Here is a 19,009-nt window from a genome sequence, read left to right on the forward strand (position 1 = left end):
GAAAAAGGCCGGTCAGACCGGCCTTTTTTTATTAACTCAGACGGATCAGGTTTCCTGAAGGCCGAGTTTTTTCTCCAGATAGTGGATGTTGGTACCACCATGCTGGAAGTTTTCATCGGTCATGATCTTCATCTGCAGCTCAACGTTGACCTTGATGCCATCGATGATCAGCTCAGCCAGCGCATTTTTCATGCGGGCAATTGCCACTTCACGTGTCTCACCATAGGTGATCAGCTTACCGATCATGGAGTCATAATACGGAGGTACAGTGTAGCCAGCGTAAATATGAGACTCCCAACGTACGCCAAAACCACCAGGCGCATGGAAGCGGGTGATTTTGCCTGGGCTTGGCAGGAAGGTGTTAGGATCCTCGGCGTTGATACGGCATTCCACCGCATGACCGCGGATCACCACGTCTTCCTGTTTAATCGACAGCGGCTGCCCGGCCGCAATGCGCAGCTGCTCTTTGATCAAATCCACGCCAGTGATCATCTCGGTAACGGGATGCTCAACCTGGATACGGGTGTTCATTTCAATGAAGTAGAACTCGCCGTTTTCGTACAGGAACTCGAAGGTGCCCGCACCGCGGTAGCCGATTTCGATACAGGCTTTTGAACAGCGATCGCCGATGAATTTGCGCATCTCTGGGGTGATACCTGGTGCCGGCGCCTCTTCAACCACTTTCTGGTGGCGACGCTGCATGGAGCAGTCGCGCTCGGCCAGATAGATGGCATGGCCCTGACCGTCAGCCAGTACCTGAATTTCGATATGGCGTGGGTTTTCCAGGTATTTTTCCATATAGACCATGTCGTTGTTGAAAGCGGCTTTTGCTTCCGCACGGGTCATATTAATGGACTGTTCCAGGTCTTTTTCGTTGCGCACGACGCGCATACCACGACCACCACCGCCGCCAGAGGCTTTGATGATGACCGGATAGCCGATCTGCTTGCCGAAGGCTCGGTTTTTATCCATGTCGTCGCCCAGCGGGCCGTCAGAGCCAGGTACGCACGGTACGCCCGCTTTTTTCATTGCGTTGATGGCGGAGACTTTGTCACCCATCAGACGAATGGTTTCAGCTTTAGGACCGATAAAGATAAAGCCTGAACGTTCAACCTGCTCGGCAAAGTCCGCATTCTCGGACAGGAAGCCGTAGCCCGGGTGGATTGCCACCGCACCGGTGATCTCGGCAGCCGAAATCAGTGCAGGGATGTTCAGATAGCTTTTCACCGACTGGGCAGGACCAATACAAACGGTTTCATCCGCCAGCAGTACGTGTTTTAAATCGCGATCCGCAGTGGAGTGTACCGCCACAGTCTTGATGCCCAGCTCTTTACAGGCACGCAGAATGCGCAGCGCGATCTCACCACGGTTAGCTATAACAATTTTATCCAGCATGGTTCGCCTCGTTATTCGATGACTACCAGCGGCTCGTCAAATTCAACTGGCTGACCGCTTTCGACCAGGATCGCTTTTACAACGCCGGATTTATCGGCTTCGATCTGGTTCATCATTTTCATCGCTTCAACGATGCACAGGGTGTCGCCGGCAGTCACTTTCTGGCCGACTTCAACAAAAGCTTTCGCGTCAGGGCTTGGCGTGCGGTAGAAAGTACCGACCATTGGTGAACGTACGATGTGGCCACTGATCTCGGCAGCAGCGGGTGCTTCCATCGCCGGGGTGGTTGCCGGCGCAACGGCGGTAGCCAGAGCTGGCTGCTGCATCATTGGCGCAGCGTAGGCTTGCTGCATCATCGGGTAGCCGGTGTTCACAGGCGCACGACTGATACGAACGGACTCTTCACCTTCAGAAATTTCCAGTTCAGCAATACCTGATTCTTCAACCAGTTCGATCAGTTTTTTTATCTTACGAATATCCATGAGTGTGGTTCCGTACTCTGTTTAATTAGATTGTGACAGGCGTTTAACAGCTGTCTGTAAAGCCCAGGAATAACCGTCGGCACCAAGGCCACAGATTACACCAGCGGCAATATCAGAAAGATATGAATGATGGCGGAAAGGCTCGCGGGCATGCACATTCGACAGGTGCACTTCTATAAACGGGATGCTGACTGCAAGCAGGGCATCGCGAAGTGCTACGCTGGTATGGGTGAAAGCCGCCGGGTTAATGACGATATAATCGACATTGCCTTTTGCCTCATGAATGCGGTCAATTAAAGCATATTCCGCATTGGACTGGAGATGACTCAGCTTCACGTTAAGCGCGTCAGCCTGCGATGTGATATCGCTGACGATCTCTGCCAGCGTCGTTTTCCCATATTTCTCTGGCTCACGGGTGCCGAGAAGATTCAGGTTGGGACCGTTCAAAAGCAGTATGTGAAACTTATCAGCCATCTTGCTGCTATCTCCTGCGATAATTGAGGCATCGCACAAAATACAACGCGAAAAGCCATTTGTCACCTCTAACGGTGAAATTTGGCCTGCGCGCTGTTCCGAAGTCGGGCATTATAACGATTTCGTGGCACTTAGCAGCTAAATACTGGTCGTATCAGCGAAGATTATCAACTGCACGCCTTAAATTACGTGCAGTTGATGCAGGATATGCGGGGCAGAACACAGTCTTAAGCCTGCTTTATTCGCAGCCATTGACGGAACTTTTTGTAACGCCAGGCCAGCAGAATGAGGGCGATAGCGGCGTAAATCCATGGCTGGGGAGAGAAAGTTTTTACCGACCACAGGTAGTGGATGGGGGCCAGGATCAGCACAACGTAGATCGCATTGTGCAAAGTTTGCCAGCGTTTCCCCAATTTTCGCTGCGCTTTTTGAAAGGATGTCAGGGCCAGCAATAGCAGGATAACCCAGCTGATAATGCCCAGCGTCAGGTAGGGACGGGAGATCAACTCCGATCCCAGCAGGCCCAGGTTACTGATGCCCAGCTCCAGCACGGAATAGCTGACCAGATGCAGTGTGGCCCAGGCAAAGCACCATAGCCCCAGCAGGCGGCGGACCCGGATTAACAGCGGTTGTTTACCGTAGCGAGCCAGCGGCGTCACCAGCAGCGTGCCCAGCAGAAACTTCAGTGCCATCCTGCCGGTAAAATGCTGGATATCTTTTGCCGGATCGGCGCTAAACCAACCCTGATCGATGGCGAAAATTAACCAGATCAGCGGCAGGAAACCGGCAAGATGCAGCAAAATCTTTAGCCCGGTAATTTGTTTGACAGACAGACGTACCACTAGAAATTCTCCCGCAGATCAAGGCCCCGATACAGTGAAGAAACCTGGTCGGCATAGCCGTTAAACAGCAGCGTTGGTTGGCGTTTAACGTCAAGAATGCCGCCGGAACCAATAAAGCGTTCGGTCGCCTGCGACCAGCGGGGATGGTCAACATGCGGGTTCACGTTGCCATAAAAGCCATACTCGTTGGCGGCCAGCTGATTCCATGTGGTGGGAGGCATATCCTTCACCAGGGTGATTTTGACAATCGATTTTATCCCTTTAAAGCCGTATTTCCACGGCACGGTCAGGCGGATGGGCGCACCGTTTTGAGGTGGCAGTTCTTTGCCATAGACACCGGTGGTCAGCATGGTCAGGGGATGCATTGCTTCATCCAGTCGCAACCCTTCGACATAGGGATAATTAATGCCGCCACCGATAAAGCGATCCTTCTGGCCCGGCATTTCATCTGGCGCGTAAACAGTCTGAAAAGCCACGTAGCGCGCATTGCTGGTGGGTTCGGCTGATTTAAGCAGTTTTCCCAGCTCAAAGCCTATCCACGGGACCACCATCGACCAGGCTTCCACGCATCGCATCCGGTAGATCCGCTGTTCTAATGGGAAACGTTTATAGATATCATCCATATTCAGCGTCATGGGCTTCGCCACTTCGCCGCCAATCTCAATCTTCCAGTCGGTGGTTTTCAGGGTACCTGCATTGGCCGCCGGATCGGCTTTATCCAGTCCGAACTCATAATAGTTGTTATAGCCCGTCACTTTGTCTTCCGGCGTCAGAGCCAGGTTCGCCTGATACTGTTCGGGTTTGGTGAAGTCGAGAGGTTTCCCGGACGGCGCTTTCGGGCGATCGTTGCCTTTAAACCATGAGAGCACGTCGGCGCGAGCATCAGGGATCGACAATGCGGCGGCGCTGATCCCCAGCGTTTTCAGGATCTGGCGACGTTGCGTATTGAAGATCTCTTCAGGCGTGACATCGTTTTCAGTCAGTTTGTTCGCGGGTTTCATCAGGCTGCTCTCCGGCATCGGTTTCTGTTCAGCCTTAATCATGGTCATTGTGCGGATATTCAGCGAGTTTGCGGCAAAAAATGTGAAATTTCCTGGAAGGGTGTTCCCCTCTGCCACGCAACAGAGGGGAGAAGACTTAACGCACTTTCACCAGCGTGCGGCCGGTAACTTCATTATTAAGCAGCTTCGATGCGCTTTCTGCCGCTTCGGTAAGGGGCACTTCGTGGGTGGCTTGCTGATAGAAAGTTTCCGGCAGCACCTTAATCAGCCTTTTCCAGGCTTCCAGCCTGCGGGGAGCCGGTGTGCTGACAGAGTCCACGCCCTGCAGGCGAACGTTGCGCAGAATAAAAGGCATCACCGTTGTTGGCAGAGCGAATCCGCCAGCCAGGCCACAGGCTGCTACCACGCCAGAGTAGTTCATCTGTGCCAGCACGCTCGCCAGTACTTTATCGCCTGCGGTATCCACCGCTCCGGCCCAGCGTTGTTTTTCCAGCGGACGTGCATCACCGTTGAATGCACTACGAGGCAGGATCTCTTTTGCACCCAACCGGCGCAGATACTCATGGGTAGATTCCCGCCCGCTCACTGCGGCAACCTGATAACCAAGGGCATTGAGTAGCGCTACCGCGGTGCTGCCCACGCCGCCGCTGGCACCTGTCACCACCACTTCACCACTTTCAGGTGTAATGCCACCTTCTTCCAGCGCCATCACGCACAGCATCGCTGTCAGCCCGGCAGTGCCGATAATCATCGCTTTACGGCCATCCAGTCCGGCGGGCATTGGCACCAGCCAGTCGCCTTTCACTCTGGCCTGCTCTGCCAGTCCTCCCCAATGATTCTCGCCCACTCCCCAGCCCGTGAGCAGCACTTCCTGGCCGGAATGGAAGCGGGGATCTTCGCTGTAATGTACTTTTCCCGCAAAATCGATCCCGGGAACCATCGGGAACTGGCGGATAATTTTTCCCTTTCCGGTAATAGCCAGCGCATCCTTGTAGTTAAGGCCTGACCAGTCGATATCCACCACCACGTCGCCAGGGGGAAGATCGTGGGTAGTCAGGGTCTTCACTGACGCAAGGGTTTCCCCTTCTGACTGTTCAAGAACAAGTGCTTGCATGAGAATCTCCTGAAAATATGACCTGTGAGTATAATTAAAACCTGACCCCACTATACTCCCGACTTCTATCACTATTCTGACATCAGGCAATTATTAGCAGCGCGGGATGTGTTATTTTCCCCCGCGAGTTTCCGTCACAGCCTTCAGATTACAGAAGGCGAGTGATTTTTTTCAACTGCAGTAAAAGAGCACAGGGATGCGATTAACCACAAAACTTTCTGCAATGATCACGCTGTTGAGTGCACTGGCGATGTTAATGATGCTGGTGGGCTGCGTGATGAGTTTTTTTTACCTCAGCAACCTGCGGGCCGAGCACCGTCTGCAGATTATGGCGGAGGATATTGATGTGGCAATGGAAACGGAAACACCGGAGCAGATAGCCGTCTGGCTACCTCAGGTGATGGGACCGTTGCAAATCGTCCGGACTAAATTTATCGAAAATGATCAGTTGCGCCTGGAGCTGGCGCGCCATCAGGATGCGGTGATGGAGGATGAACCCAATAAGTATCGCAACTCTGAACTCAAGCTCGAAAATCACCCCAATATCATGCTGCAAATCACCTGGGTCGATACCACCAAAACCTGGGTCAGCTCTTTTGTTGGCACCTCTATTTTTACCATTATCATCTCAATTGTTGGCAGCCTGCTGCTGATCCTGCTGTTTACCCACCGATGGCTCTACCGTCAGTTGCAGGGAATGGAGCGTCTGGAAGCCCGGGCTGGCAGGGTGCTGAAAGGGGAGCGAGGTACGGTAAGGCAGGGCAGCGTGCATGAATGGCCGCCGAAGGCCAGTAGCGCGATCGATCTGCTGCTGGGCGATCTGTACGAGGCGGGCGAGCAGCGTAATCGTATTGATACGCTGATCCGTGCTTTTGCCGCTAAGGATGCCAAAACCGGCCTGAATAACCGTCTGTTCTTTGATAACCAGTTGGCCACCATGCTGGAGGATACCGAAGCGGCCGGGGCTCACGGAATGGTGATGATGATCCGTTTTTCGGATTTCGATACCCTTCGTGATAACTGGGGCCACACGCAAACTCAGGATTATTTGTTCGATCTGGTCAATCTGCTTTCCACCTTTGTTTTACGTTATCCCGGCGCGCTGCTGGCCCGCTATTTCCGCAGTGATTTTGCCGTTCTGCTGCCTCACCGTAGCCTGAAAGATGCTGACAGTATCGCTTCACAGCTGATTAATGCCGTTGATGCTCTGCCTCCCATGCGGATGCTGGATCGCGAAGATATGATCCATATAGGCATCAGCGCCTGGCAACACGGGCAGAGTACTCAGCAGGTCATGGAAAATGTTGAGCTGGCCACGCGGCATGCGGCGCTGCTGGGAGGAAATAACTGGTCGGTGGGTGAGGTTCCTCAGCAGGAGTTAAGCCGTGGCAGTGTTAAATGGCGCACCCTGCTGGAAAATACCCTGCATCGTGGTGGTCCACGCCTCTATCAGAAACCGGCAGTCACCAGTGAAGGGCAAGTCCATCACCGCGAGATGATGCCGAGGATCTTTGACGGAGATAAAGAGCTGCAATCGGCTGAGTATCTGCCACTGGTGCAGCAGTTGGGCATGGCCGAAGGTTATGACCGCCAGTTGGTGACCCGCATTCTGGCCCTGCTGCCGATCTGGCCAGAAGAAACGCTGGCCGTTCCTCTGACGGTAGATGCTCTGCTGCAGCGTCCTTTTCAGTCCTGGCTGCGCGATATGCTGCTGCAATACACTAAATCTCAAAGAAATCGCATTTTATTTGAACTTGCAGAAGCAGATGTGTGTCAACACATCAACCGTCTGGCTGCCGCGTTTCGTTTGTTGAAAGGTTTTGGCTGCCGGATAGCGATAAATCAGGCGGGATTAACGGTTGTCAGCACTGGCTACATCAAGCTGTTTGACGTGGAACTGATCAAGTTGCATCCGGGTCTGGTACGTAATATCGATCGGCGTACAGAGAACCAACTTTTTGTGCAAAGCCTGCTCGAAAGTTGCAACCGCACGCCAACACGTGTTTTTGCTGCGGGTGTTAAAACCCGTGATGAGTGGCAAACCCTTGCCGGACTAGGGGTTCAGGGCGGTCAGGGCGATTTCTTTGCGCCTTCACAACCGCTCAACAGCGATGTGAAAAAATATTCGCAAAGATATCGAGTTTAGTCTGCCGTTAAGCAGGATTTCACGTAGAATAGCCGCGCGGCTGTGGTGCCGGCAACGGTTTACTGGGTCACCCAGAGAGACCGGGAAATGTTAAAATTTATGTACGTTATGTCCGAATGTCGGCCTTAAACCGCGGGTGCGGAGCCTGATTACAGGCATTGTGAACGCTCAGGTTTTCAGGATTGTGACTCAGGCGAGAGATAGCGTTATTTTTCACCGAAGTAGAACGTTTTTGCGCCTTGTCGCTGCTTCGTGTGGTTGGTAAAGTAAGCGGATTTTATTTTCCGCCCCCAGCTAGCAGGATTATCCTTTAGTATGTTTAAAAAATTCCGTGGCATGTTTTCCAACGACTTGTCCATCGACCTGGGTACAGCCAATACCCTGATTTACGTGAAAGGACAGGGCATCGTTCTGAATGAGCCCTCCGTCGTTGCTATCCGTCAGGATCGTGCCGGTTCCCCCAAGAGCGTTGCGGCAGTCGGTCATGACGCAAAACAGATGCTGGGTCGTACCCCCGGCAATATCGCAGCTATTCGCCCAATGAAAGACGGGGTTATTGCCGACTTCTTCGTGACCGAAAAGATGCTGCAGCACTTTATCAAACAGGTTCACAGCAACAGTTTTATGCGCCCAAGTCCGCGCGTGCTGGTGTGTGTCCCGGTGGGTGCCACCCAGGTTGAGCGTCGCGCGATTCGCGAATCTGCCCAGGGTGCAGGCGCACGTGAAGTGTTCCTGATCGAAGAACCAATGGCCGCAGCGATCGGTGCCGGTCTGCCGGTTTCCGAAGCAACAGGTTCAATGGTCGTCGATATCGGTGGTGGTACTACCGAAGTGGCGGTGATCTCCCTGAACGGCGTGGTGTACTCCTCTTCCGTGCGTATCGGTGGTGACCGTTTCGATGAAGCGATCATTAATTATGTGCGCCGTAACTACGGTTCCCTGATTGGTGAAGCCACCGCTGAGCGTATCAAGCATGAAATCGGTTCCGCTTACCCGGGCGATGAAGTGCGTGAAATCGAAGTTCGCGGTCGTAACCTGGCTGAAGGTGTGCCACGTGGCTTCACGCTGAACTCCAACGAAATTCTTGAGGCCCTGCAGGAGCCGCTGACCGGTATCGTCAGCGCAGTGATGGTGGCGCTGGAACAGTGTCCGCCAGAACTGGCCTCCGACATCTCCGAACGCGGCATGGTGCTGACCGGTGGGGGTGCGCTGCTGCGTAACCTCGACCGTCTGCTGATGGAAGAGACCGGTATTCCGGTTGTAGTGGCAGAAGATCCGCTGACCTGCGTAGCGCGCGGTGGCGGTAAAGCGTTGGAAATGATCGACATGCACGGCGGCGATTTGTTCAGCGAAGAATAATTTGCCTTAAGGAGTGCGGGATATCCCGCACTCCTTTAATAAGATGTCGAGGAATACGCCGAGTTTATGAAGCCGATCTTCAGCAGGGGACCTTCCCTGCAGTTACGCCTGTTTTTAGCAGTTTTGGTGGCAATAGGCGTGATTATCGCCGACAGTCGCCTGGGCGCTTTCAGCCAGATCCGCACCTATATGGATACGGCGGTCAGCCCTTTCTATTTCCTGGCCAACGGGCCACGTCAGATTCTGGACAGTGTTTCTGAAACACTGGCCTCCCGCCAGCAGCTTGAGCTGGAAAATAAAGCCTTACAGCGCGAACTGATGCTGAAAAACAGCGAGTTGTTGATGCTGGGTCAGTTTAAGCAGGAGAATGCCCGCCTGCGCGAACTGCTGGGCTCTCCGCTGCGTCAGGACGAGCACAAGATGGTCACTCAGGTGATCTCCACCGGCACCGATCCTTATACCGATCAGGTGGTCATCGACAAAGGTAGCGTCAATGGCGTTTATGAAGGCCAGCCGGTGATCAGTGACAAAGGCGTGGTGGGCCAGGTAGTTGCGGTGGGTAAAATCACCAGCCGCGTGATGCTGATTTGTGACTCCTCCCATGCATTACCTATTCAGGTGCTGCGTAACGATATCCGCGTTATTGCTGCCGGTAATGGCTGCACCGAAGAGCTGCAGCTGGAACACCTGCCGGGCAATACCGATATTCGTGTTGGTGATGTACTGGTTACCTCCGGACTGGGGGGCCGTTTCCCTGAAGGCTATCCGGTGGGCGTGGTGTCAAGCGTGAAGCTCGATACGCAGCGTGCTTACACGGTGATTCAGGCCCGACCGACCGCAGGCTTACAACGTCTGCGCTACCTGCTGCTGCTGTGGGGTGCCGACCGTAACGGCACCATGCCAATGGCCCCCGAAGAGGTACACCGCGTAGCCAACGAGCGCCTGATGCAGATGATGCCGCAGGTGTTACCTGCTGCTGGCGAACTGATGGGGCCACCGGCTCCGGATAGCCAGCAGGTGCCTGCCGGACCGAATGCGCCCGCTGCTCTCACACCTCCACCTGTCACCAGCCAGTCTGCACCCGCTGCACGCGGAGGCCGTCCTTGAGTAGTTATCGCAGCCATGGACGATGGGTTATCTGGCTGTCGTTCCTGGTCGCACTGGTGCTGCAAATCATGCCCTGGCCTGAACAGATCTACATGTTCAGGCCGTCTTGGCTGCTGTTAATCCTGATTTACTGGGTGCTGGCTCTGCCACACCGCGCGAATGTTGGCACGGGCTTTGTGATGGGTTCTATAATGGATCTTATCTCCGGCTCAACGCTGGGCGTGCGTGCGCTGGCTTTCAGCATTGTGGCTTATCTGGTGGCGTTTAAATTCCAGCTGTTCCGTAACCTTGCGCTGTGGCAGCAGGCGCTGATGGTGATGGTGCTGTCTTTAGCGATGGATGTCATTGTATTCTGGGCTGAATTCTTAGTGATTAACGTCTCATTCCGGCCAGAAATTTTCTGGAGTAGCGTGATAGACGGTATTTTGTGGCCCTGGCTGTTCTTGCTGATGAGAAAAATACGCCGCCAGTTTGCCGTTCAATAAGGAAGATTATGATATCCCTTTATCTGGCCTCTGGTTCTCCCCGCCGCCGTGAATTGCTGACGCAGCTTGGCCTCCGTTTCGAACGTCTCAACACTCAAGTCGAAGAAGAAAAACGCCCGGACGAACAGGCCGAAGCCTACGTGCGTCGCCTTGCGCGCGAGAAAGCCCTGGCAGGCGTGGCGGTCGCTGAGCAGGATTTACCGGTGCTGGGAGCGGACACCATTGTGGTGCTGAACAACGAAGTGCTGGAAAAACCTGCCGATGAACAGGCAGCCGCCGTAATGTTGGCTAAACTGTCAGGCCAGACGCACCAGGTGATGACGGCAGTGGCGCTGGCAGACCGCCGGCAGCAGCTGGATACGCTGGTGGTTACTGAAGTCACTTTCCGCACCCTGAATGATGACGATATTGCCGGTTATATCGCCAGCAAAGAGCCGATGGATAAAGCCGGAGCCTACGGAATTCAGGGGCTGGGCGGAAACTTTGTCAGAAAAATTAACGGAAGCTATCACGCGGTAGTCGGACTGCCTCTGGTTGAAACCGCTGAGCTGTTGAGCCATTTTCAGTCGCTGCGTGAGGTGAGGGAAGAACATGACCGCTGAGTTGCTGGTAAACATCACGCCTTCGGAAACGCGCGTGGCCTACATCGATGGTGGCATCCTGCAGGAAATCCATATCGAGCGTGAAGCGCGACGGGGAATCGTCGGGAATATCTATAAAGGCAGAGTCAGTCGTGTGCTGCCCGGAATGCAGGCTGCCTTTGTGGATATTGGCCTGGAGAAGGCTGCTTTTCTGCATGCCTCTGACATCATGCCGCATACCGAGTGTGTGGCAGGCGATGAGCAGAAGAATTTCTCTGTTCGCGATATTTCCGAACTGGTGCGTCAGGGACAGGATCTGATGGTTCAGGTGGTGAAAGATCCGCTGGGTACCAAAGGTGCACGCCTGACCACGGATATCACTCTGCCATCCCGCTACCTGGTGTTTATGCCCGGAGCCTCTCACGTGGGCGTTTCTCAGCGGATTGAGAGTGAAAAAGAGCGCGATCGTCTGAAGGCGGTAGTCTCGGCCTATTGCGACGAACTGGGCGGATATATCATTCGTACTGCCGCAGAAGGTGTGGGCGAGGTTGAACTGGCCTCCGATGCGGCCTTCCTCAAGCGTCTGTGGACCAAAGTCATTGAACGCAAGAAGCGTAATCAGACCCGCTACCGCCTGTACGGGGAAGTGGCGCTGTCGCAGCGTATCCTGCGTGACTTTGCCGGAGCCGCGCTGGATCGTATCCGCATTGACTCCCGCCTGACCTGGGAGCACCTGTTGGAGTTTACCAGCGAATACATCCCGGAGATGACCGCCAAACTGGAGCTGTATACCGGCAAGCAGCCAATCTTCGATCTGTTTGATGTGGAAAATGAAATCCAGCGTTCGCTGGATCGTAAGGTGGAGCTGAAGTCCGGCGGCTATCTGATCATCGATCAGACTGAGGCCATGACCACCATCGATATCAACACCGGCGCGTTTGTTGGCCATCGCAATCTTGATGAAACCATCTTCAATACCAATATCGAGGCGACCCAGGCCATCGCCCGCCAGCTGCGCCTGCGTAATCTGGGCGGCATTATCATCATCGACTTTATCGATATGAATAATGAAGACCACCGGCGGCGGGTACTGCACTCGCTGGAGCAGGCGCTGAGCAAAGATCGGGTAAAAACCGGCATCCATGGTTTCTCGCAGCTTGGGCTGGTGGAGATGACCCGCAAGCGCACGCGGGAAAGCATTGAGCATGTATTGTGCCAGGACTGTCCGGTCTGTAAAGGCCGCGGAACGCTGAAAACGGTGGAAACTGTCTGCTACGAAATCATGCGTGAAATTGTCCGTGTGCATCACGCTTATGACTCCGATCGGTTCCTGGTTTACGTCTCGCCGTCCGTGGGCGAAGCGCTAAAGACCGATGAATCCCACGCGCTGGCGGAAGTGGAAATTTTCGTCGGCAAGCAGGTGAAAGTTCAGATTGAACCGCTCTATACCCAGGAGCAGTTTGACGTGGTCATGATGTGATCCCAGCGTGGCGGAAAACAAGGAGAGGTCATTGAGGCGATTGCCGAGGATCCTGCTACTCACCGGCACAGCAATCGTGGTCATTATCGCGCTGATGGTCAGCGGGCTGCGTTTGCTGATGCCGCATATGAATGGCTGGCGTGAACCTGTCCTGCAGCAGGTTTCTTCCGCTATCGGCATGCCGGTGCAGGCCAGCGAGCTTAACGGCCGCTGGGAAAACTTTGGTCCGGTGCTGGAGATCCGCTCTCTTAATGTCGGGCTGAAGGATCAGGGCACGCTTAAGGTTGATCGGATTACGCTGGCGCTGGACGTCTGGCAATCTCTGCTTCACCTGCGCTGGCAGTTCCGTAATCTCACATTTTACGATCTTAATCTGGTCACCAACACCCCTCTGACCTCTGGCGGCGACAATAAGATGCAGCTCCAGCCGGGGGAGTTCAGCGATCTCTTTCTGCGACAGTTTGACCATTTTGATTTGCGCCATAGCCAGATCAGCTTTGTCACGCCTTCCGGCCAGCGTGCCAGGCTGGATATCCCACAGCTGACCTGGCTGAATGAGAAAAACCGTCACCGTGCAGAGGGGCTGGTCAGCTTGTCCAGCTTTACCGGGCAGCATGGGGTGGTGCAGGTCCGTCTCGATCTCAGCGATACCAATGGCTATCTCGATACCGGCCGGGCGTGGATGCAGGCCGATGATGTGGATGTAAAACCGTGGCTGGGCCAGTGGATGCGGGACAATACCACCCTGGACAGCGCGCGTTTCAGCATGGCAGGCTGGCTGAGCCTGAAAGACGGTGAAATCTTTGACGGTGACGTTCAGTTGAAGAAGGGGGGGGCTCGCTGGCAGGGAGATAAGCAATCTCATCAGCTGACGGTGGATAACGTTACTGCTCACGTGGCGCGCTTTAACGGTGGCTGGCGTGTTGAAGTGCCGCAAACCAATCTGGTTACCGATGGTCAGCCATGGTCGAAGGGGATGTTTTCGCTGTTGTGGCTGCCCGAAGACACTCAGCTGCCGGGGCCGGATCATCATCAGGAGGTGCGTGTCCGCGCGACCAATCTGCAGCTGGAGCGACTGGATGCGCTGATCCCACTGTTCTCGAAACTTTCCCCAGCCCTGCTGGAAAACTGGCGTTCCCTGCAGCCTCGCGGCCAGTTGCAGGCACTGGCAGTGGATATTCCGGTTCAGCAACCGGAAAAAAGCCGTTTTCAGGCCAGCTGGAAAGATCTGAGCTGGCAGCACTGGGAGCTGTTGCCGGGAATGGAGCATCTCAGCGGCTCCGCCAGCGGTGGCGTGGCTGACGGGAAGCTGGACCTCACCCTGAATGATGCCAGTCTGCCTTATGGTTCAATGTTTCGCGCGCCGCTGGAGATCCAGCAGGCCACGGGCTCGGTCAACTGGCAGTATGGCGAGGATCACCTGACGCTGGTTGGTCATCAGCTGGATGTAAAGTCCCGTTCGCTGTGGGCGAAAGGGGATTTCACCTATACGCAGGCGAAAGGTCAGGAACCGCGGCTGAGTATTCTGGCGGGCATCAATGTGACCAATGCGGGTGACGCCTGGCGTTACTTCCCGGAACCCCTGATGGGCACCTCGCTGGTGAACTACCTCAGCGGAGCGATTAAAGGCGGCCAGGTGCAGAACGCCTCGCTGATCTTCGCCGGTAATCCGCATCTGTTCCCCTTCAAACACAATGACGGCATGTTTGAGGTCTGGGTGCCGCTGAAGCAGGCAACCTATCAATTCCAGCCGGGCTGGCCTGACCTGCAGGATCTCGATATCAATCTGGACTTCGTCAATGACGGCCTGTTTATGAAGGCCGACCAGACGGCGCTGGGGAATGTTCAGGCCAGAGACGTTTCGGCGGTGATCCCGGACTACCTGAAAGAGAAGCTGATCATCGACGGTGATATCCGCGGTGCCGGAACAGAGGTGGGTAAGTATTTCAATCAGACGCCGCTTAAGCCGACACTGGGTGCCGCCCTTGACGAGTTGCAAATCGGCGGGGATGTAAGTGGTCACTTACATCTTGATATACCGCTAAACGGCAGGCTGGTCAGAGCGACAGGCGATGTGAATCTGGATAACAACTCACTGCTGATTAAACCACTCAGCAGCACCATCGAACAGCTTAGCGGACGCTTCACCTATGATAATGGCGACCTGCAGAGCGGGCCGCTGACCGGCAGCTGGTTCGGCCAGCCGGTTAACGTCAGTTTCAATACCAAAGAAGGCGTCAGGGATTACCAGATTGGCGTCGATCTGAAAGGTGACTGGCAGCCGGGCAAAATGGACGTGGTGCCTGTGGCGCTGCGGCACAAACTGACGGGCAGCGCCAGCTGGCAAAGCAACGTGCTGATTAACCTGCCGCATGGCGGAGGTGCGGACTACCAGGTAACGATGGCGGGTGATCTGAAGAATGTGAGCAGTCACTTACCTTCTCCGCTGGACAAGCAGCAGGGTGCGACGATGCCGGTGAAAGTGAATGCCAAAGGGAACCTTAACGGCTTCGAACTGAGCGGCGTGGTGGGCAATCAGCACCGCTTTAACAGTAAATGGCTGCTGGGTAAACAACTGCGTGTCGATCGCGGTATCTGGGAAAACAACGCCACCAAAACGCCGCCGCTGCCGGATTCGCGTGGCATGGTACTGAACCTGCCGCCGCTGGACGGGGAAGCCTGGCTGGGCCTGATGGGGGCTGGCAGTAGTGGTGGCGATAGCACAGGTGCTGGTCAGAGTGCTGCGGGGCGCGCCTATGTGTCGGGCGATATTACACTGCGCACGCCAGCACTGACGCTGGGCGGACAGCAGTGGCATGACCTGGACGCCACCCTGAGCCAGACCGTCTCCGGCGATACCCAGATTCAGGCGAAAGGGAAAGAGATCAACGGCCAGCTGCTGATGAATTCGCGTTCGCCGTGGGTTGCCCACCTTAACTATCTTTACTACAACCCGCAGTGGTCCGGTGGCGGAGGTTCTTCACCTCTACCTGACAACGTAACTTCTGTTAATTTCAGCAGCTGGCCAGCGCTGAATCTCTCTTGTGATGAGTGCTGGTTGCGCGGGCAAAAGTTTGGCCGTATAGCCGCCAATCTTAGCCACGACCGCGATACGCTGACCCTGCAAAATGGCCTGATCGATACCGGCAACTCCCGCCTGACGGTGGCAGGTGAATGGGTCAACCGTCCTGGCTCACAGCGTACCGCACTGAAAGGCGTGCTGAGCGGCAATAAAATCAACGATGCTACTAACTGGTTTGGCATGAATACGCCGCTGCGGGGCTCGTCGTTTAACATTGATTACGATCTACACTGGCAGTCAGCGCCCTGGCAGCCTTCTGAGTCCACACTCAGCGGCGTGATGAAAACCCATCTGGGTGCCGGGCAGATTGCGGATGTGAATACCGGCCGTGCCGGGCAGCTGCTGCGGCTGGTGAGCTTCGATGCGCTGCTGAGAAAACTGCGCCTCGATTTCACTGACACCTTTGGTCAGGGCTTCTACTATGACTCGATCAACGGGACGGCGTGGATTGAAAAAGGGGTGATGCATACCGATAACCTGCTGGTGGATGGCCTGGAAGCCGATATCGCCATGCAGGGAAAAGTCGATCTGGTGAAGCGCCAGATTGATATGGAAGCGGTAGTGGCACCGGAGATTTCGGCTACCGTCGGTGTGGCGGCAGCTTTTGCCGTTAACCCGGTGGTGGGAGCTGCGGTTTTTGCTGCCAGTAAGGTACTGGGTCCCCTGTGGAACAAAATTTCCGTGTTGCGCTACCATATTTCCGGTCCAATCGATAAGCCGCAGATTGATGAAGTGCTGCGCAAGCCGCGTGAAAAGAGCGCGAAGTGAATTTGACGTGACCGGGGAATTGCCTCAGGCTATAGAGATGCAATGCCAGCGATGACTGGCTCATCCAAACAGAGCGAGAATACATGAGTCTGAATCTGGTAAGTGAGCAGTTACTGACTGCTAATAACATTAATCAAGCCGATCTCTTTTCCCTTCTCGGCCAGCTTTCTGAACGTAAGCTGGATTATGCTGACCTCTATTTTCAATCCAGCTTCCATGAATCCTGGGTGCTGGAAGACCGCATCATCAAAGATGGCTCCTGGAATATTGATCAGGGCGTCGGTGTTCGTGCCGTCAGCGGTGAGAAAACCGGTTTTGCTTATGCAGACCAGATTACCCTCAATGCCCTGACGCAAAGCGCCACGGCAGCCCGGAGCATTGTGCGCGAGCAGGGGAATGGCAAGTCCCATACGCTTGGCGCGGTAATGAACCGTCAGCTCTATCCAACGGTTGATCCGCTGCAAAGCCTGTCGCGTGAAGAAAAAATTGCCCTGCTGCACCGGGTAGATACCGTGGCTCGTGCTGCTGACAAGCGAGTGCAGGAAGTCAGCGCCAGCCTGAGTGGCGTGTATGAGATGGTGCTGGTGGCTGCCACTGACGGCACGCTGGCAGCTGACGTTCGCCCGCTGGTTCGCCTTTCTGTCAGCGTGCAGGTTGAAGAAGACGGTAAGCGTGAGCGGGGTTCCAGCGGCGGCGGTGGTCGTTTCGGCTACGAATTCTTCCTGGCCGATGAGTCCGGTGAAGTCCGTGCTGAAGCCTGGGCGCGTGAAGCCGTGCGTATGGCGCTGGTCAACCTGAACGCCGTAGCCGCTCCGGCAGGGACGATCCCGGTAGTGTTGGGTGCGGGCTGGCCGGGCGTACTGCTGCATGAAGCGGTGGGTCATGGCCTGGAAGGTGACTTTAACCGTCGCGGCACTTCCGTCTTCAGCGGTCAGATGAACAAGCTGGTCGCCTCCGAGCTGTGCACCGTAGTGGACGATGGCACCATTGACGGGCTGCGCGGTTCGCTGGCAGTAGATGATGAAGGCGTGCCCGGACAGTACAACGTGCTGATCGAGAACGGTATTTTGAAAGGTTACATGCAGGATAAACTTAACGCCCGTCTGATGGGAGTTAAGCCTACCGGTAACGGTCGCCGTGAATCTTATGCGCATCTGCCAATGCCGCGCATGACCAATACCTACATGCTGGCAGGAAAGTCCACCCCGCAGGATATTATCGAAAGCGTTGACTACGGCCTGTATGCGCCAAACTTTGGTGGCGGTCAGGTGGATATCACTTCCGGTAAATTTGTCTTCTCCACTTCAGAAGCCTATCTGATAGAGAAGGGCAAAGTGACCAAAGCGGTGAAAGGGGCCACGCTGATTGGCTCGGGTATTGAGGCAATGCAGCAGATCTCGATGGTCGGTAACGACCTGGCGCTGGATAAAGGCGTGGGTGTCTGCGGCAAGGAGGGCCAGAGCCTGCCAGTTGGCGTGGGCCAGCCTACGCTGAAGCTGGACAAGCTGACCGTGGGCGGCACTGCCTGATTTGACTGCAAGGGCGGAATAATTCCCGCTATTTCAGGCTGTGGGCGCATCTGCTTTAAAGGAGCGAATTTCTTCGCTCCTTCCGTTCCCTGTTTATTCCTGTCGATACTCCTGATACACATCCGCTACCTTATCGAAATACTCCGTCAGATAGTTAATGCATACCTGCACCTTGAGCGGCAGCTTGTCTTTCTGCGTGTAAACCGCATAAACCGGGCGTGGATCTGACTGATAATGTGCAAACAGGATCTCAACCTTGCCTGCATTAATCTCATCAATGACCCACATCAGCGGCACGTAGGCGATACCGCTGCCGGCAACCAGCCAGCGGATGAGCGTCTGAGAATCATTTGTGGCGAACTTACCCTGTGGCGACAGACGGGTAGAGATCCCTTCCGGCGCGGTCAGTTCGAAATCATTATCCGGCCGTACGCTGTATTCCAGCCAGGAAAAATTGCCAATATCGGAAGGTTTCTCCGGCGTGCCGTGTTGCGCCAGATAGCTTTTTGCCGCGCAGACCACCATCGGCATTGAGCCAAGCCGCCGGGAAAACAGGCTTGAATCCTGCAGTGCACCCACGCGGATCACCAAATCCAGCCCGTCAGCGATCAGGTCCGGAGCCGGGATGCCGGTGACCAGATTCACCGTCAGCCCCGGATACTCTTTCAGCATTTCCGAGGTCATATTCGCCAGCACGTTCTGCGCCATAGTCGAGGAGCTGCCGATCCGTAGCGTGCCTACCGGCGTATTGTTGAAAGCGTAAAGTTGCTCATGAACCTGCTGCGCCTCCGACATCATCCGCCGACAGCCCTGGAAGTAGATCTTACCGGCCTCGGTCAGCCCGAGGCTGCGGGTACTGCGGTTGAGAAGTTTGACCTGAAGCTCATCTTCCAGCTTCGCCACGATCTGGCTGACGGCCGAGACGCTCATCTGCATCTGATTGGCCGCCGCCGTAAAGGAACCCAGTTCAACTACCCGTGCAAACACGGACATGCCTTTCAGTCTTTCCATTATTAACTCTGGCTTAAAAGTGATTTAGATCACATTTGGTAGAAAACATATAGTCAGCCGCGTTACTATAGCATCGCCGGGCTACCGTTCCGTCATTCAACTCGTCAAAGTGCTGGCTCCTGAATACGCTATTATTCAAAGAGCGCCGGTTAT

Annotated in this window: 15 protein-coding genes; 8 read left to right on the forward strand and 7 right to left on the reverse strand. The window is 54.9% G+C overall.

What is annotated here, in order from left to right:
* Window positions 1-45: 45 nt before the first annotated feature.
* From accC to GSQ70_RS07800, 6 genes are all read right to left on the reverse strand, one after another.
* Window positions 46-1,395 carry an acetyl-CoA carboxylase biotin carboxylase subunit gene (gene accC, locus GSQ70_RS07775; protein ID WP_158782018.1) on the reverse strand — a complete coding sequence of 450 codons (1,350 nt, stop codon included), beginning with the start codon at window positions 1,393-1,395 and terminating at the stop codon, window positions 46-48.
* A gap of 11 nt (window positions 1,396-1,406) precedes the next feature.
* A complete protein-coding gene (gene accB, locus GSQ70_RS07780; RefSeq protein ID WP_158782019.1) occupies window positions 1,407-1,877 on the reverse strand; it encodes an acetyl-CoA carboxylase biotin carboxyl carrier protein in 471 nt (156 codons plus the stop codon).
* A 21-nt stretch (window positions 1,878-1,898) separates the two neighbouring features.
* Complete coding sequence (gene aroQ, locus GSQ70_RS07785; RefSeq protein WP_158782020.1) at window positions 1,899-2,351, reverse strand: type II 3-dehydroquinate dehydratase; 453 nt, start codon at window positions 2,349-2,351, stop codon at window positions 1,899-1,901.
* Window positions 2,352-2,578: 227 nt separating this feature from the next.
* Window positions 2,579-3,193 carry a protein-methionine-sulfoxide reductase heme-binding subunit MsrQ gene (gene msrQ / locus GSQ70_RS07790; protein ID WP_158782021.1) on the reverse strand — a complete coding sequence of 205 codons (615 nt, stop codon included), beginning with the start codon at window positions 3,191-3,193 and terminating at the stop codon, window positions 2,579-2,581.
* Complete coding sequence (gene msrP, locus GSQ70_RS07795) at window positions 3,193-4,194, reverse strand: protein-methionine-sulfoxide reductase catalytic subunit MsrP (RefSeq protein ID WP_158785258.1); 1,002 nt, start codon at window positions 4,192-4,194, stop codon at window positions 3,193-3,195. Before msrP ends, msrQ begins: the two co-directional genes overlap by 1 nt.
* A gap of 136 nt (window positions 4,195-4,330) precedes the next feature.
* Window positions 4,331-5,308, reverse strand: a complete 978-nt coding sequence (locus tag GSQ70_RS07800; RefSeq protein ID WP_158782022.1) for an MDR family oxidoreductase — start codon at window positions 5,306-5,308, stop codon at window positions 4,331-4,333.
* A gap of 196 nt (window positions 5,309-5,504) precedes the next feature.
* Between GSQ70_RS07800 and csrD the strand changes: the two genes are divergently transcribed.
* The 8 genes from csrD to tldD all read left to right on the forward strand — a co-directional run bounded on the left by csrD (window position 5,505) and on the right by tldD (window position 17,845).
* Complete coding sequence (gene csrD, locus GSQ70_RS07805; RefSeq protein WP_158782023.1) at window positions 5,505-7,454, forward strand: RNase E specificity factor CsrD; 1,950 nt, start codon at window positions 5,505-5,507, stop codon at window positions 7,452-7,454.
* A gap of 315 nt (window positions 7,455-7,769) precedes the next feature.
* Window positions 7,770-8,813, forward strand: a complete 1,044-nt coding sequence (gene mreB, locus GSQ70_RS07810) for a rod shape-determining protein MreB (protein WP_003855260.1) — start codon at window positions 7,770-7,772, stop codon at window positions 8,811-8,813.
* A 66-nt stretch (window positions 8,814-8,879) separates the two neighbouring features.
* Window positions 8,880-9,920, forward strand: a complete 1,041-nt coding sequence (mreC, locus tag GSQ70_RS07815) for a rod shape-determining protein MreC (RefSeq protein ID WP_158782024.1) — start codon at window positions 8,880-8,882, stop codon at window positions 9,918-9,920.
* Window positions 9,917-10,405, forward strand: coding sequence for a rod shape-determining protein MreD (mreD, locus tag GSQ70_RS07820; RefSeq protein WP_158782025.1), 489 nt, complete (start codon window positions 9,917-9,919; stop codon window positions 10,403-10,405). Before mreC ends, mreD begins: the two co-directional genes overlap by 4 nt.
* A gap of 8 nt (window positions 10,406-10,413) precedes the next feature.
* Complete coding sequence (locus GSQ70_RS07825; protein WP_158782026.1) at window positions 10,414-11,007, forward strand: nucleoside triphosphate pyrophosphatase; 594 nt, start codon at window positions 10,414-10,416, stop codon at window positions 11,005-11,007.
* Complete coding sequence (rng, locus tag GSQ70_RS07830; RefSeq protein WP_158782027.1) at window positions 10,997-12,466, forward strand: ribonuclease G; 1,470 nt, start codon at window positions 10,997-10,999, stop codon at window positions 12,464-12,466. Before GSQ70_RS07825 ends, rng begins: the two co-directional genes overlap by 11 nt.
* A gap of 31 nt (window positions 12,467-12,497) precedes the next feature.
* Window positions 12,498-16,316, forward strand: coding sequence for an AsmA2 domain-containing protein YhdP (gene yhdP, locus GSQ70_RS07835; RefSeq protein ID WP_158782028.1), 3,819 nt, complete (start codon window positions 12,498-12,500; stop codon window positions 16,314-16,316).
* Window positions 16,317-16,399: 83 nt separating this feature from the next.
* Window positions 16,400-17,845: a metalloprotease TldD gene (tldD, locus tag GSQ70_RS07840; RefSeq protein ID WP_158782029.1), complete on the forward strand. Its 1,446-nt coding sequence runs from the start codon at window positions 16,400-16,402 to the stop codon at window positions 17,843-17,845.
* Between the two features lie 93 nt (window positions 17,846-17,938).
* Here tldD and aaeR read toward each other — a convergent pair whose 3' ends face one another.
* Window positions 17,939-18,856 (reverse strand): HTH-type transcriptional activator AaeR, encoded by a 918-nt coding sequence (gene aaeR, locus GSQ70_RS07845; RefSeq protein ID WP_158782030.1) that lies wholly within the window; start codon window positions 18,854-18,856, stop codon window positions 17,939-17,941.
* Window positions 18,857-19,009 lie beyond the last annotated feature (153 nt).

It is taken from the genome of Pantoea sp. BAV 3049, from assembly GCF_009765445.1.
In the GTDB taxonomy this organism is placed as follows: domain Bacteria; phylum Pseudomonadota; class Gammaproteobacteria; order Enterobacterales; family Enterobacteriaceae; genus Erwinia.

What these genes read in the sequence shown, in the direction of transcription:
- aaeR (WP_158782030.1), bottom strand. Translation starts at nt 18,856, where the DNA reads ATGGAAAGACTGAAAGGCATGTCCGTGTTTGCACGGGTAGTTGAACTG.
- GSQ70_RS07800 (WP_158782022.1), bottom strand. Translation starts at nt 5,308, where the DNA reads ATGCAAGCACTTGTTCTTGAACAGTCAGAAGGGGAAACCCTTGCGTCA.
- mreC (WP_158782024.1), top strand. Translation starts at nt 8,880, where the DNA reads ATGAAGCCGATCTTCAGCAGGGGACCTTCCCTGCAGTTACGCCTGTTT.
- csrD (WP_158782023.1), top strand. Translation starts at nt 5,505, where the DNA reads ATGCGATTAACCACAAAACTTTCTGCAATGATCACGCTGTTGAGTGCA.
- accC (WP_158782018.1), bottom strand. Translation starts at nt 1,395, where the DNA reads ATGCTGGATAAAATTGTTATAGCTAACCGTGGTGAGATCGCGCTGCGC.
- mreB (WP_003855260.1), top strand. Translation starts at nt 7,770, where the DNA reads ATGTTTAAAAAATTCCGTGGCATGTTTTCCAACGACTTGTCCATCGAC.
- aroQ (WP_158782020.1), bottom strand. Translation starts at nt 2,351, where the DNA reads ATGGCTGATAAGTTTCACATACTGCTTTTGAACGGTCCCAACCTGAAT.
- msrP (WP_158785258.1), bottom strand. Translation starts at nt 4,194, where the DNA reads ATGAAACCCGCGAACAAACTGACTGAAAACGATGTCACGCCTGAAGAG.
- GSQ70_RS07825 (WP_158782026.1), top strand. Translation starts at nt 10,414, where the DNA reads ATGATATCCCTTTATCTGGCCTCTGGTTCTCCCCGCCGCCGTGAATTG.
- rng (WP_158782027.1), top strand. Translation starts at nt 10,997, where the DNA reads ATGACCGCTGAGTTGCTGGTAAACATCACGCCTTCGGAAACGCGCGTG.
- tldD (WP_158782029.1), top strand. Translation starts at nt 16,400, where the DNA reads ATGAGTCTGAATCTGGTAAGTGAGCAGTTACTGACTGCTAATAACATT.
- accB (WP_158782019.1), bottom strand. Translation starts at nt 1,877, where the DNA reads ATGGATATTCGTAAGATAAAAAAACTGATCGAACTGGTTGAAGAATCA.